The sequence below is a fragment of the Nocardia concava NBRC 100430 genome (genome assembly GCF_000308815.1).
Lineage (GTDB): Bacteria > Actinomycetota > Actinomycetes > Mycobacteriales > Mycobacteriaceae > Nocardia > Nocardia concava.
This window is the reverse complement of sequence record NZ_BAFX01000080.1, coordinates 32671-46770: the sequence shown is the minus strand read 5'-3', so window position 1 is coordinate 46770 and position 14100 is coordinate 32671. Positions and strand designations below refer to the sequence as shown.

General features: G+C 67.7%; 12 protein-coding genes. 11 read left to right on the top strand and 1 reads right to left on the bottom strand.

Annotated features, from left to right (window positions below):
• Positions 1–6: 6 nt before the first annotated feature.
• Complete coding sequence (locus ON43_RS18225; RefSeq protein ID WP_083913520.1) at positions 7–1224, bottom strand: DUF418 domain-containing protein; 1218 nt, start codon at positions 1222–1224, stop codon at positions 7–9.
• Positions 1225–1443: 219 nt separating this feature from the next.
• Here ON43_RS18225 and dop point away from each other — a divergent pair, with 219 nt between their 5' ends.
• The 11 genes from dop (at position 1444) to ON43_RS18170 (ending at position 14058) form a co-directional block, all read left to right on the top strand.
• Positions 1444–2943: a depupylase/deamidase Dop gene (dop, locus tag ON43_RS18220; protein WP_040809012.1), complete on the top strand. Its 1500-nt coding sequence runs from the start codon at positions 1444–1446 to the stop codon at positions 2941–2943.
• 193 nt (positions 2944–3136) lie between these two features.
• Complete coding sequence (locus tag ON43_RS18215) at positions 3137–3331, top strand: ubiquitin-like protein Pup (RefSeq protein WP_040809011.1); 195 nt, start codon at positions 3137–3139, stop codon at positions 3329–3331.
• On the top strand, positions 3328–4188 hold the full coding sequence (gene prcB / locus ON43_RS18210; protein ID WP_040809009.1) for a proteasome subunit beta: 861 nt from the start codon (positions 3328–3330) through the stop codon (positions 4186–4188). The genes ON43_RS18215 and prcB overlap by 4 nt, the downstream gene beginning before the upstream one ends.
• The gene (prcA, locus tag ON43_RS18205; RefSeq protein ID WP_040809007.1) at positions 4185–4955 is read left to right on the top strand and encodes a proteasome subunit alpha; all 771 of its coding nucleotides are present in this window, start codon (positions 4185–4187) and stop codon (positions 4953–4955) included. The genes prcB and prcA overlap by 4 nt, the downstream gene beginning before the upstream one ends.
• A gap of 224 nt (positions 4956–5179) precedes the next feature.
• Complete coding sequence (gene pafA / locus ON43_RS18200) at positions 5180–6538, top strand: Pup--protein ligase (protein ID WP_187703011.1); 1359 nt, start codon at positions 5180–5182, stop codon at positions 6536–6538.
• Between the two features lie 221 nt (positions 6539–6759).
• Positions 6760–7752 (top strand): helix-turn-helix transcriptional regulator, encoded by a 993-nt coding sequence (locus ON43_RS18195; protein WP_040809145.1) that lies wholly within the window; start codon positions 6760–6762, stop codon positions 7750–7752.
• Between the two features lie 149 nt (positions 7753–7901).
• Positions 7902–8879: a helix-turn-helix transcriptional regulator gene (locus tag ON43_RS18190; protein WP_281033322.1), complete on the top strand. Its 978-nt coding sequence runs from the start codon at positions 7902–7904 to the stop codon at positions 8877–8879.
• A gap of 8 nt (positions 8880–8887) precedes the next feature.
• Positions 8888–9907 carry a 2-dehydropantoate 2-reductase gene (locus ON43_RS18185; RefSeq protein ID WP_245568653.1) on the top strand — a complete coding sequence of 340 codons (1020 nt, stop codon included), beginning with the start codon at positions 8888–8890 and terminating at the stop codon, positions 9905–9907.
• A gap of 87 nt (positions 9908–9994) precedes the next feature.
• Positions 9995–10267: a Sec-independent protein translocase subunit TatA gene (tatA, locus tag ON43_RS18180; RefSeq protein WP_040809003.1), complete on the top strand. Its 273-nt coding sequence runs from the start codon at positions 9995–9997 to the stop codon at positions 10265–10267.
• Positions 10268–10386: 119 nt separating this feature from the next.
• Positions 10387–11361 carry a twin-arginine translocase subunit TatC gene (tatC, locus tag ON43_RS18175; protein ID WP_040809141.1) on the top strand — a complete coding sequence of 325 codons (975 nt, stop codon included), beginning with the start codon at positions 10387–10389 and terminating at the stop codon, positions 11359–11361.
• Positions 11362–11364: 3 nt separating this feature from the next.
• On the top strand, positions 11365–14058 hold the full coding sequence (locus ON43_RS18170) for a DEAD/DEAH box helicase (RefSeq protein ID WP_040809001.1): 2694 nt from the start codon (positions 11365–11367) through the stop codon (positions 14056–14058).
• The last annotated feature ends 42 nt before the right edge of the window (positions 14059–14100 follow it).

Sequence of the window (14100 nt, the reverse complement as noted above, 5' to 3'; positions counted from 1 at the left end):
GACTGCTCAGGCGCCGGTCAGCATGCGGTAGCTGCGATTCCACAGCCATTCCACCGGCCCGCGCTCGAAGCGCCGCAGCCACAAGTGCGCGAAGCTGAGCATGAGCGCGCAGACCAGCACATAGATACCGACGGTGAACGGCACCCGGGAGTTGGCCGACACCAGGCTCGCCAAACCCAGACCCCATCCGTAGCAGAGAAATCCGGCTACAAGATTCTGAAGGATGTAGCAGCTCAAGGCCATTCGGCCGACCTCGCTGAACCGCCGACCCACCCAGCCCGGCCCGGGCCGGTGCGCGTAGACCTCGGCGACCAGGGCCAGAATGCCCAGGGAGACCAGGGGAGCGGTGCCGTAGCGGGTCAGCACGATGAGATCGCCGCCGATCATCCCCAGTACCAGATCGATCGGAGCCGCCACCGCGAAGCCGATCACCATGAGCCGCTTGCGGATTCGCGCACCGTCGCGCTCGAAGATCCCGGCCCGGAACAGCCGCGCGCCGAGCAGGAACAACGCGATCGACATCGGGAAGATGAGCAGTGGTTCGAGCCGGAACATCAGCAGGTGCTCCCACCGGAACACCACCAGATCCCAGAACGACCCGTCCGCATACGGATTCGGATCCAGCGTTTCGTGACCGCCGCCGGAATCCTTGGGCCCGAACGTGATCGCCACCGCGAACAGCGTCAGCATGGTCAGATGAATGCTCGCCTGCGCGATCAGCCAGCGCCGCTGCGCCTTCGGGCTCGTCGCCAGGATGAACGCCACCACCAGGCCGGTGACCGCATACCCCATCAGCACGTCGAACTCGGCGACGAGGAAGAAGTTCACCAGCCCGTCCAGGAACAGCAGCCCCGCCCGCACCGGATACCCGCCCGGCCACGCCCGTCCCGCCCGCGCCGCCGATCGCTGCTGAATAGCCAGCCCGATGCCGAACATGATGGTCAGCAGCCCCAGGAACTTCCCCTGCGCCAACTGCTGCAGGAATTTCTCGATCCACAGCCACGCGCCGTGCGGTTCGTCACTGCGCCCGATATAGCCGAGCAGCCCTTCGACATTGGTGAAGATCCAGATATTGGTGCCCAGCGTGCCCAGGATCGCGATGCCGCGCAACACGTCCAGCGCGGCGACGCGGGCCGAAGGCGACTGGGCGGGAAGCGGATTCGAGGGGTCGGCAACGGTGCCGTCCGGATGTGGCGGGCGGGGCAGGGAAGCCGATTCGACCATGTCGGTCATTGTTCCGTGGCGCCCGTCCGGCGCGGATCGCCCGCGAGGACGATGCGGCATACGACTCGCGAATGACCTCGGCGGACTCGCGAATGACACGATGGGCGCTGTCGGCGTAGCCGTCCTCAGCTGCGCGCATGGCTGGAGCGAATGCGGAAGTACGCCCAACCCGGACAGTCCACCCGCGTCCGGGCGTGCCCTTCGCCTAGGCTCGAAGCCATGCAGCGCATCATCGGAATCGAGGTCGAGTACGGCATTTCGACGCCTACCGAGCCGTCGGCCAACCCGATTCTCACGTCGACCCAGGCGGTGCTCGCCTACGCCGCGGCCGAGGGCGTGCCCCGCGCCAAGCGCACACGCTGGGACTACGAGGTGGAATCACCGCTGCGCGACGCGCGCGGATTCGATCTCGGGCGGCTCAACGGGCCCGCGCCGGTGATCGACGCCGACGAGGTCGGGGCGGCGAACATGATCCTCACCAACGGGGCTCGCCTCTACGTCGACCACGCCCACCCCGAATACTCCGCGCCCGAGGTCACCGACCCGCTCGACGCCGTGATCTGGGACAAGGCCGGCGAACGCGTCATGGAGGCCGCCGCCCGCTACGCCTCCAGCGTGCCCGGCGCGGCCCGGATGCAGCTGTACAAGAACAATGTCGACGGCAAGGGCGCCTCCTACGGCACCCACGAGAACTACCTCATGAGCCGCGAGACCCCGTTCAACCAGATCATTCTCGGGCTCACCCCGTTCTTCGCCTCGCGCCAGGTGATCTGCGGCTCCGGCCGGGTCGGCATCGGCCAGTCCGGCGATACGCCCGGTTTCCAGCTGTCCCAGCGCGCCGACTACATCGAGGTCGAGGTCGGGCTCGAGACCACGCTCAAGCGCGGCATCATCAACACCCGCGACGAACCGCACGCCGACGCCGACAAGTACCGCCGCCTGCACGTCATCATCGGCGACGCCAACCTCGCCGAATGGTCCACCTACCTCAAGGTCGGCACCACCGCCCTGGTGCTGGACCTGATCGAGGCCGGCGAGGACCTCTCCGATCTGCAGCTGGCCCGCCCGGTGACGGCCGTGCACACCATCAGCCACGACCCGACTCTGCGTGCCACCGTTGCCCTTTCCGACGGACGCGAACTGACCGGCCTTGCGCTGCAACGCATCTACCTCGACCGCGTCGAGAAGTTCATGGACCGCAACGGAAACGATGACGCTCGCACCAAGGACGTCATCGAGAAGTGGGCCCACGTCCTCGACCTGCTCGAGCGCGACCCGATGGAAACCGCGGACCTGCTGGACTGGACCGCCAAACTGCGCCTGCTGGAAGGCATGCGCAACCGCGAGGGCCTGTCCTGGGCGGCCCCGAAGCTGCACCTGGTCGACCTGCAGTACTCCGATGTCCGCCTGGACAAGGGCCTCTACAACCGCCTGGTGGCGCGCGGCTCCATGCAGCGTCTGGTCAGCGAGCAGCAGGTGATGGACGCCATGACCAACCCGCCCACCGACACCCGCGCCTACTTCCGCGGCGAGTGCCTGCGCCGCTTCGGCGCGGACATCGCCGCCGCCAGTTGGGATTCGGTCATCTTCGATCTGGGCGGCGACTCCCTGGTCCGGATTCCCACGCTGGAACCCCGGCGCGGCACCAAGTCCCATGTCGGGAAGTTGCTCGACGGCGTGCACACCGCCTCGGAGCTGGTGCAGCAACTCACCCACTGACGAGTGTGAAAAGGGGTACACGGAGCAAACCGTGTGCCCCTTTTTCATGTCCTCGACATGGCGGCGGAGAGATCGCGGGGACAGCACAATGGCGTTTAATCCGGCATGTTGTCCGGGCTGATGGGTAGTGTTGGGGGACGAGCATCGGATCTTCTCCGGTGCTCGCCGATGATCACAGAGGAGGTCGGCTGCTATGGCACAAGAGCAGACCAAGCGCGCCGGTGGTGGCGACGAGGATGAGGGCCCGGACGGAACCGGCGCTGCCGGACAGGAACGCCGCGAGAAGCTCGCGGAGGAAACCGACGACCTGCTCGACGAGATCGACGACGTGCTCGAGGAGAACGCGGAGGACTTCGTCCGGGCATACGTGCAGAAGGGCGGCCAGTGACCCAAGGTGACCCCCTGCGGCTCCAGTTGGGGTTCGCCCAATCCTCTTTCTCCGAGTACCTGCGTCTCCACGCTCCGGAACTGTTGCCCGGCAACGTGATCGGATCCGGCGGCACCCACCCGAATCCGGGCGTGCCGTCGGATATCGCCCCGCACGGCACCACCATCGTCGCGGTCAGCTACCGCGGCGGTGTGCTGATCGCGGGTGATCGCCGCGCCACCCAGGGAAACCTGCTGGCCCAGCGCGACATCGAGAAGGTGTACATCACCGACACCTTCTCCGCGGCCGGCATCGCCGGCACCGCGGGCATGGCGATCGAGATGATCCGCCTGTTCGCGGTGGAGCTCGAGTACTACGAGAAGATCGAGGGCGTTCCCCTCACCTTCGACGGCAAGTCCAACAAGCTGTCGAAGATGGTGCGCGACAACCTCCCCGCGGCCCTGCAGGGTCTCGCGGTGGTGCCGCTGCTGGTCGGCTACGACCCGGACGCGCTGGACCCGGACAAGGCCGGGCGCATCGTGTCCTACGACGTGGTCGGTGGTCGCAGCGAGGAGCGCTTCGGGTACACCGCGGTGGGGTCGGGTTCACTGTTCGCCAAGTCGTCGCTGAAGAAGACCTACGCGCGCGGTATCGATCAGGACCGGGCGCTGCGGATCGCGATCGAATCGCTCTTCGACGCCGCCGATGACGACACCGCCACCGGCGGGCCGGACACCATGCGCAACATCTACCCGACGGCGATCGTGATCGACGCCGAGGGCTCCGAGGAAGTGACCGAGGAGCGGCTCAAGGAGATCACCCGGGCCATGGTGGAGGAGCGGGCCGCGCAGGCGGCAGAGGGGATCGGCGAAGCATGACACTGCCGTATTACGCGTCGGCCGAACAGATCATGCGCGACAAGACCGAGCTCGCGCGCAAGGGCATCGCGCGCGGTCGAAGTGTCGTCGTGCTGGTCTACGACAAGGGCGTGGTGTTCGTGGCCGAGAACCCCTCGGCCACCCTCCACAAGATCAGTGAGTTGTACGACCGGGTGGGTTTCGCCGCGGTCGGCAAGTACAACGAGTTCGAGGCGCTGCGTCGCGGCGGCATCCTGCAGGCGGACCTGCGCGGATACCAGTTCGACCGCCGCGACGTGACCGGCCGCTTCCTGGCCAACCTCTACGCGCAGAGCCTCGGCACCATCTTCACCGACCAGCTCAAGCCCTACGAGGTGGAGATCTGCGTCGCGGAGGTGGGCTACCCGGAGCAGTCCACCAACTCGGTGCTGTATCGCATCAACTTCGACGGATCCATCGTCGACGAACGGGAATTCGTGGTGATGGGCGGCAACACCGACCCGATCACCACCGCCCTCAAGGCTTCCTACAAGCCCGGCATGGACCTGCATTCGGCGATCGCCACGGCGGTGGCCGCGCTGCAGAAGGCCGTCCCCGAGGGCGACAAGGACAAGGCCCGGACCCTGAACTCGGGCTCGCTCGAGGTGGCAACCCTCGAGCAGTCCCGGCCGCGGCGGGCGTTCCGCCGCATCCAGGGCGCGGCGCTGTCGCAGTTGATCACCGGCAAGGCGCCCACCGCGAAAGCGGCCGCCGAGGCCGAGAAGCCGTCGAGCGGAGACCCCTCCTAGGCCCCCGGAAGGTCGAGTAAGGGCCCGCAACGGTTCCAGCGAAATCCCGCTATTCGGGATAAGGCTCCTTTGCACTCTCAATAGCAGAGTGCAAAGGAGCCTTGCTTTTTCGCAGGGTAAGACGCGTGCGGCGTTGCAGCCCGTGCTAAATCGTTGTGAATACGTTTGCATGAGCTGTCCGACAAGCCGGTTACCGGGGACTTCAGCGCTGTAATGTCGATAGGGTGCAGCGACGAATCATGGGGATCGAGACCGAATTCGGGGTGACGTGCACGTTCCACGGTCACCGTCGGTTGAGTCCTGACGAGGTGGCCCGGTACTTGTTCCGCCGGGTAGTTTCCTGGGGCCGTAGCTCGAACGTGTTCCTTCGTAATGGTGCCCGGCTCTACCTCGATGTCGGTTCCCATCCGGAGTACGCCACGGCCGAATGTGACAGCTTGGTGCAGTTGGTCACTCACGACCGCGCCGGCGAGCGGGTCCTCGAGGATCTGCTCATAGACGCCGAGCAGCGGCTCGCGGAGGAGGGTATCGGCGGCGATATCTATCTGTTCAAGAACAACACCGACTCCGCCGGCAACTCCTATGGCTGCCACGAGAACTTCCTCGTGGTGCGTGCCGGGGAGTTCTCGCGGATCTCGGATGTGCTGTTGCCGTTCCTGGTTACCCGGCAGTTGATCTGCGGGGCCGGGAAGGTGCTGCAGACGCCCAAGGCCGCCACCTTCTGCCTGTCGCAGCGGGCCGAGCACATCTGGGAGGGCGTCTCCTCGGCGACCACCCGGTCGCGGCCGATCATCAACACCCGCGACGAGCCGCACGCCGATGCCGAGAAGTACCGGCGCCTGCACGTGATCGTGGGCGACTCGAACATGGCCGAGACCACGACCATGCTCAAGGTGGGCACGGCCTCGCTCGTGCTCGAGATGATCGAGGCCGGGGTCGCGTTCCGAGACTTCGCTCTGGACAACCCGATTCGCGCCATCCGCGAGGTGTCGCACGATCTCACCGGGCGCCGTCCGGTGCGGCTGGCCGGGGGCCGTCAGGCTTCCGCGCTCGACATCCAGCGCGAGTACTACGCCCGCGCCGTCGAGCATCTGCGCAACCGCGATCGCGATCCGCAGGTCGACGCGGTGGTGGATCTGTGGGGCCGCACCCTCGACGCCGTCGAGGCGCAGGACTTCGCCAAGGTCGACACCGAGATCGACTGGATCATCAAGCGCAAGCTGTTCCAGCGCTACCAGGACCGCTACAACATGGAGCTGTCCGATCCCAAGATCGCCCAGCTGGACCTGGCCTACCACGACATCAAGCGCGGCCGCGGCGTCTTCGACCTGCTAGCCCGCAAGGGTCTGGCCAAACGGGTCACCGAGGACGAGGCGGTGGATGCCGCGGTCACCACGCCGCCGCAGACCACCCGGGCCAAGCTGCGCGGCGATTTCATCACCGCCGCGCAGGAGGCTGGTCGCGACTTCACCGTGGACTGGGTCCACTTGAAGCTCAACGACCAGGCCCAGCGGACGGTCCTGTGCAAGGACCCGTTCCGCTCGGTCGACGAACGAGTGGATCGGCTCATCGCCTCGATGTAGTCGGCTCATCGCCTCGATGTAGTCGGCTCATCGCCCCGACGTCGTCGGCTCATCGCCTCGACCCAGGGATGAACCCGGGTACCGGCCTCCGCGTAGGTACCGGATGACGGGCCGCGAACCGCCCCTCGGTTCGCGGCCCGTCCGTCTGTCCGGGGAACGCCGGTGGGAAAACGCGACCGCCCATGCTCCACACCGGCGACGCGCCCATTACTCTCTATCGGGTGGCGATATCCAAGGTCGAGCGGTTGATGAATCTGGTTATCGCGCTGCTGTCCACCCGGCAGTTCCTCACCGCGGAGCGCATCCGCGACAGTGTGGCCGGGTACGAGGAGTCCGCGAGCGACGAGGCGTTCAGCCGCATGTTCGAGCGGGACAAGAACGAGCTGCGCGATCTGGGCATTCCGCTGGAAATCGGTCCGGTGAGCCGGTATTCGAGCGTCGAGGGCTACCGGATCAACCGGGATGCCTACGAACTGCCCGATATCGACCTGACCAGTGAGGAAGCCGCCGCGGTGGCGGTGGCGGTGCAGTTGTGGGAGTCGCCGGAGCTGGCGGCGGCCGCCGAGAGCGGGCTGCTCAAGCTGCGCGCGGCCGGGATTCACGTGGAGCCCGACGCCGGGGTGTCGGCGGTGCCCGCGGTCCCGGCGCGTACGCGCGGTTCGGAGCCGGTGCTGGGCAAGCTGCTCGCCGCGATCGATGCTGGACGGTCGGTGAAGTTCAAACACCGTCAGTCGCACGGGGATCCGGTGGAGCGCGATGTGCAGCCGTGGGGTGTGGTCACTCATCACGGGCGCTGGTATCTGGTCGGGCACGACAACATGCGCGACGACCGCCGCGTTTTCCGGATCTCGCGAATCGATGAGGACATCGTCGAATACGGCCCGGCCAATGCCGTGCACAAGCCCGAGGACCTGGACCTGCGGGCGGTGGTCGCCGAGGTTACCGCGCAGACGCCGATCACCGGATCGGCCACGGTGTGGGTGGCCGACGGGCGCGGGCAGGAGATCCGCCGCCTGGGTCCGATCATGGAGGAGCGCACCCTGGGCGGCCGCAAGGGTTCGATCGTGGAGGTGCCCATCCGCTCGCGCGACTGGCTGGCCCGGCTCATCACCGGACTCGGCGCGGACGCCCTGGTGCTCGCGCCGGAAGAACTGCGCGACAATGTGATCGCGCGCCTGAAGTCGGTGCTGGAACGGACGGAGGTCAGCGCGTGAGCGAGTCGGGGGCGCGGAAACGCCGGGGAGACAACGTGACCGACACGAACAGTGGCCGCAAGGGCGGAAACTCCGATGGCGGACGGTCTTCCGACGGCGCCAAGGACCGGCGGGGGAGTGCGGCCGCCACCAGTCGGCTCTCGACCCGCCTGGCCCGGCTGCTGAACATGGTCCCCTACTTCCAGGCCAATCCGGGCATCAGCGCGGCGGAGGCGGCTGCCGAACTCGGCGTCTCCACCAAACAGCTGATGACCGACCTGAACCAGCTGTGGATGTGCGGCCTGCCCGGCTACGGTCCCGGTGATCTCATCGACCTGTCGTTCTCCGAGGAGAGCATCGAGGTCACCTTCTCCGCGGGCATCGACCGGCCGCTGCGGCTCACCTCGCTGGAGGCGACCGCCCTGCTGGTGGCGCTGCGCTCCATCGCCGACCTACCCGGCATGGTGGATCCGAGCGCGGCGCACGCGGCCACCGCGAAGATCGAATCCGCCATCTCCGGAGTGGAATTCGCGGGCCCGACCCAGCCGGTGCCGGTGGAGGCGCCCGCCGTGGCGACCGTCCGGTCCGCGCTCGAGCACGACCACGCCCTGCGCCTGGTCTACTACTCGGCGAGCCGCGATGTGGTGTCCGAGCGTGTCGTGGACCCGATCCGAATCGTGCTGGTGGACAACAACAGCTATCTGCAGGCATGGTGCCGGCAAGCCGAGGGCGTCCGGCTGTTCCGCCTCGACCGCATCGAGGAGGCGACCGAACTCGACGAACCCGCGCGCCCGCCCGCCGACGCCGCCGCGGACGAGACCGCCGCGCTGGACCTGTTCGTCGACGATCCCGCGGTCCCGTTGGCGCGCTTGCTGATTCGCCCCGACTACGCCTGGGTGCTCGAGCAGTACCCGATGCACAAGGTCACCACCCACGACGACGGCAGCGTCGAGGCGACCATGCGCTTCGCCACCCTGGACTGGATGGCCCGGCTGCTGCTCGGCTTCGGCGCGGGCGTGACCGTGCTCGGCCCGGCCGAACTGGTCACCGCGGTTCGGGAACGCTCCAGCTCGGCGCTGTCGGCCTATGCCGCGGCCGCCGAGGACAATGCCTTCACCCCGGGCCTCGAGGGGGTCGGTCCCGCTTGAGTTTCCGCGTGACCGTACTGGGAGCGGGCAGTATCGGATGCTATGTGGGCGGCAGGCTGGCCGCGGCGGGGGCCGAGGTCACCTTCGTCGGCCGCCCGCGCGTGCTCGACGAACTGCGCACCTACGGCCTGCGGCTCACCGATCTCGACGGGAACAGCGCGACGATCGAGCCGAGCGCCTTCCACACCGCGACCGAGCCGACCGGCGACACCGATCTGGTGCTGATCACGGTGAAATCCGCGGGCACCGCGACCGCCGCCGCGCAACTGGCCGGTCTGGTCAAGCCCGGCACGGTCGTGGTCAGCCTGCAGAACGGCATCGGCAACGACGCGGTCATCCGGGAGATCCTGCCCACCTGCGTGGTGCTCGCGGGCATGGTCATGTTCAATGTCGTCCACCACGGCCAGGGCCGCTTCCACCGCGGCACCGCGGGCACCGTCGACATCGCCGACGACCCGGTCCTCAACCGCTTCGCCCCGATCCTCGGCAAGTCCGGTCTCGGCTTCAAACGGCACCCGGACCTGCTGCCCGTGCAATGGGCCAAGCTGCTGCTGAACCTGAACAATCCCATCAACGCGCTCTCGGGCCGCCCGCTGCGCGAGGAACTGGGCGCCCGCGACTATCGCCGTTGCCTGTCGCTGGCCCAGCGCGAGGCCCTCGCGGCCATGGCTGCGGCCCGCATCCGCCCGGCCCGGCTCACCCCGCTGCCCCCGGAAGCGATGGCCCGGCTGCTGACCGTCCCCGACGGCGTGTTCCGCAGGGTTGCCGCGAAAGTGCTGGCAGTCGATCCGGTGGCCCGCTCGTCCATGGCCGACGACCTCGCCGCCGGGCGCAAAACCGAAATCCCTTGGCTGTGCGGTGAAATCGTCAGCCTCGGCGCCATGGTAGGAATACCCACGCCGGTGAACCAAAAGCTGATCGACCTCGTGACAGCCGCGGAGAACGGCGACCGGCGCACCTGGTCGGGCCCGGAATTGCTCGCACAACTCACGGCCGCGGCGACCAACCGGAGCGGCGGCCGCGGGTGACGGCGCGGCGAACAAGGGTTGACAAGAAGCTTCGCGATATGCGGGTCCGGTAGAGTCGGACTCACCAGAGTCTTTGGAGGTAATGGAATGACAGGCGCCATCAGCCCGTGGCACTTGCTGATCGTCGTGCTGATCTTCTTGCTGTTCTTCGGTTCGAAGCGCATGCCCGATGCTGCCCGCAGCCTCGGACGCTCGATGCGCATCTTCAAGACCGAGGTCAGCCAGATGCAGAACGAGGGCAAGACGGGTGAGGCCACTCCCGAGGCCCAGGCCCAGCCGGTGCAGCCGCCGGCCCAACTGCCCCCGGCCCAGCCGGCGCCGCAGCCCGCGCCGCAGCCGAACGACCAGCAGAAGGCCTGAGACCACGTTTTTGCCCGGGATGAGTGGTCTCATCCCGGGTCGGTCGTTGTCCGGGTCCGGGTGGCCGCAAGGCTCCGGTTTGTCGGCCGCAAGGCGGAGGCAGTCACACACACATGCGTATACGCATCCCGTTCGATCCCCGGCGCAGCAAGCGCCGCACGAACCCCGACGGCACCATGTCCCTGGTGGATCACCTGTCGGAGCTCCGCAAGCGATTGCTCGTCGCGCTGGCGTGGATCGCGATCGGCACCCTGTTCGGGTTCTTCTGGTACTCGCATTCCTTTTTCGGGATCGAGAGCCTCGGTGAGATCCTGCGCGGCCCATACTGTGATCTGCCCGCGTCCTCGCGGGCCAATCTGAGCGCCGACGGCGCCTGCCGGTTGCTGGCGACCGCGCCGTTCGAACAGTTCACGTTGCGCTTGAAGGTCGGTACGACCGCGGGTGTCGTTGTGGCCAGCCCGTTCTGGCTGTATCAGCTGTGGGCGTTCATCACCCCGGGCCTGTACGCCAAGGAGCGCAAGTACGCGATCTCCTTCGTGGCCGCGGGCGCGGCGCTGTTCGTCGCGGGTGCGGTGCTGGCGTACTGGGTTGTCGCCCATGCCCTCAGCTTCCTGATGACCATCGGCAACAACGTGCAGATCACCGCCCTGAGCGGTGCGCAATACTTCAGCTTCATCATCAAGCTGCTGGTGATCTTCGGTGTGAGCTTCGAAACACCGTTGCTCATCGTGGGTTTGAACTTCCTCGGGGTGCTGACCTACGCGCGGCTCACCAAGTGGCGGCGCGGGCTGATCTTCGGCCTGTTCGTGTTCGCGGCCATCGTGACCCCGCAGGACCCGATCTCCATGCTGGCGCTGGCGCTCGCGCTGACGCTGCTGTTCGAGATCGCGGTGCAGGTGGCGCGGTTCAACGACAAGCGGCGCGCCCGCAATGCCGAGAACTGGGACAACCTCACCGACGACCAGGCATCGCCTTTGGATACCTCACCCGGCGGCATCGATGCCCCGACTCCGGTGCCGACCGCTGAACCGGTGGCCGCCACACCGGTGGAGAAAACCACGGGAACTGTGTCGGATTACTCCGATACTCTCTGAAAAGTGACATCAAGGTCGCTTACTGGCGAACTGGCGGCATTCGCCGCCGAACTGAAATTCGAGCTCGATCCGTTCCAGCGGCAGTCGTGTGTGGCGCTCGAGGGCGGGCACAGTGTGCTCGTCTGCGCGCCCACCGGCGCGGGCAAGACCGTGGTGGGCGAATTCGCCGTCCACCTGGCGCTGGCCTCGGGCAGCAAATGCTTCTACACGACGCCGATCAAGGCGCTGTCGAATCAGAAGTTCGCCGATCTCACCGAACGCTACGGTCGCGACGAGGTCGGCTTGCTGACCGGCGACCAGTCCATCAATCCCGACGCCTCGGTGGTGGTGATGACCACCGAGGTGCTGCGCAACATGCTCTACGCGAGTTCGGATGCGCTGCGCGGGCTTTCGTATGTCGTCATGGACGAGGTGCACTACCTGGCCGACCGCTTCCGCGGCGCGGTGTGGGAAGAGGTCATCCTGCACCTGCCGCCCGAGGTGCGCCTGGTCAGCCTGTCGGCGACGGTCTCCAATGCCGAGGAGTTCGGCGCGTGGATGGAGACCGTGCGCGGCGACACCGCCGTCATCGTCGACGAGACCCGGCCGGTGCCGCTGTGGCAGCACGTCATGGTCGGCAAGCGCATGTTCGACCTGTTCGACTCCAAGTCCAGCGATGCCAAGGTGATCGTGGACGGGGATCTGGTGCGCTACATCAAGCACCGCGAATCCGTTGACCGGATGGACAATTGGGCCGTGCCCGGGCGCGGGCGGGGCGGGCCGCGGCGCTCGTTCCGGCCCATGCCGCGGCCGGAGGTGATCGCCAAACTCGACGACGAGGGGCTGCTGCCCGCGATCACGTTCATCTTCAGCCGCGCGGGATGCGATGGGGCGCTTGCCCAGTGCGTGCGCTCCCGGCTGGATCTCTCCCGCGACGACGACCGCGAGGAAGTCGACGCGATCATCGAGAAGCACACCGGGGACCTGCCGCGCAGCGACCTCGAGGTGCTCGGGTACTGGGAATGGCGCGAGGCGCTGCACCGCGGGTTCGCCGCGCACCACGCCGGCATGCTGCCCGCGTTCCGGCACACGGTCGAGGAGCTGTTCGTGCGCGGGCTGGTGCGCGCGGTATTCGCCACGGAGACACTGGCTCTGGGCATCAACATGCCCGCGCGGACGGTGGTGCTCGAGCGGCTGGTGAAGTTCAACGGCGAGAGCCACGCCGAGCTGACGCCGGGGGAATACACGCAGCTCACCGGCCGCGCGGGCCGACGCGGCATCGATGTCGAGGGCCACGCGGTGGTGCTGTGGCAGCCCGAGGTCGACACCAGCGCGGTGGCGGGCCTGGCCTCGACGCGGACCTATCCGCTGCGGTCCTCGTTCCGGCCGGGCTACAACATGTCGATCAACCTGGTCGATCGCATGGGCGCGGTGGAATCCCGGGCGTTGCTGGAGCGGTCCTTCGCCCAGTTCCAGGCCGACCGGTCGGTCGTGGGGTTGGTGCGGGGCATCGAACGCAACGAGGCCCAGATGCGCAAGCTGCGCTCGCAGCTCGGCGACGAGAGCTTCTTCGAGTACATCCAACTGCGCGAACGCATTCGCGAACGCGAACGGCACATCGAACGGCAGGGTCGCACCGACCGCCGGCAGGCGGCCGTGGCGGCGTTGACCGCGCTGCGTCGAGGTGACGTGGTCGCGATCCCGTCGGGTCGCCGTCAGGGGTTGGCCGTGATCCTGGAACCCGATCAGACACCGGGCGATCCGCGTCCGCTGGTCCTCACCGAGGACAAGTGGGCCGGGCGCGTCTCGGCCGCCGACTTCCCGACCCCGGCCGAATCGCTGGGGCGGCTGCGGCTTCCGAAGCATGTCGACCACCGCACCGCGCGGGTGCGCCGGGATCTGGCCTCGGCGCTGCGCAGCACCGGCATCACCGCGCCCCGGCGCGGCCGCCAGGGCGGCAAGTCCAAGGCCGCCGACGACCGCGATCTGCAAACGCTCAGGCGCGCGCTGCGCAATCATCCCGCGCACTCGCGGCCGGATCGAGAACAGCTGGCGCGCATCGGGGAACGCTACAACCGCATCGACCGGGAGACCGAGCACCTGCGCCAGCAGGTCGCGGCCACCACCAACTCCCTGGCGCGCACCTTCGACCGGATCATCGGGCTGCTCGAGGAACGCGGCTACGTCGCCGACGGCGAGATCACCCAGGACGGTCGCCGGCTGACGCGCATCTACGCCGAGGCGGATCTGGTTGTGGCCGAGGCGCTTCGGCAGGGACTGTGGCGCGGGCTCGGACCGGCCGAGCTGGCGGCGGTGGTGTCGATCCTGGTGTACGAATCGCGGCAGGAGGGCGGCTACCTGGGCGCCTCCGGACCGACCGCGCCGATCCGCCGGGCCGTGGACGCCACCATCGGGGTGTGGTCGCAGCTGCGCGCCGACGAGTCGCGGCACCGGCTGGCGCCCACCCGCGAACCCGACCTGGGTTTCGTCACCGGTGTTTACACCTGGGCGCGCGGCGACGATCTAGCTGATGCGCTGCTCGCCAGCGGTGATCGCGGAAACCCGCTCTCGGCGGGCGATTTCGTGCGCTGGTGCCGTCAGGTCATCGATCTGCTGGACCAGATTCACAGCACCGCCGACGATGTCGAGGTGGCGGCCACCGCGAGCAAGGCCGTGCGGGCCATCCGCCGGGGTGTCGTTGCCGTGGACGCGGCGTAGTAGATACGACTGTGCTTTGATAAAGAGCAACGGATTTGCGAG

What these genes read in the sequence shown, in the direction of transcription:
- ON43_RS18225 (WP_083913520.1), bottom strand. Translation starts at nt 1,224, where the DNA reads ATGGTCGAATCGGCTTCCCTGCCCCGCCCGCCACATCCGGACGGCACC.
- dop (WP_040809012.1), top strand. Translation starts at nt 1,444, where the DNA reads ATGCAGCGCATCATCGGAATCGAGGTCGAGTACGGCATTTCGACGCCT.
- ON43_RS18215 (WP_040809011.1), top strand. Translation starts at nt 3,137, where the DNA reads ATGGCACAAGAGCAGACCAAGCGCGCCGGTGGTGGCGACGAGGATGAG.
- prcA (WP_040809007.1), top strand. Translation starts at nt 4,185, where the DNA reads ATGACACTGCCGTATTACGCGTCGGCCGAACAGATCATGCGCGACAAG.
- tatA (WP_040809003.1), top strand. Translation starts at nt 9,995, where the DNA reads ATGACAGGCGCCATCAGCCCGTGGCACTTGCTGATCGTCGTGCTGATC.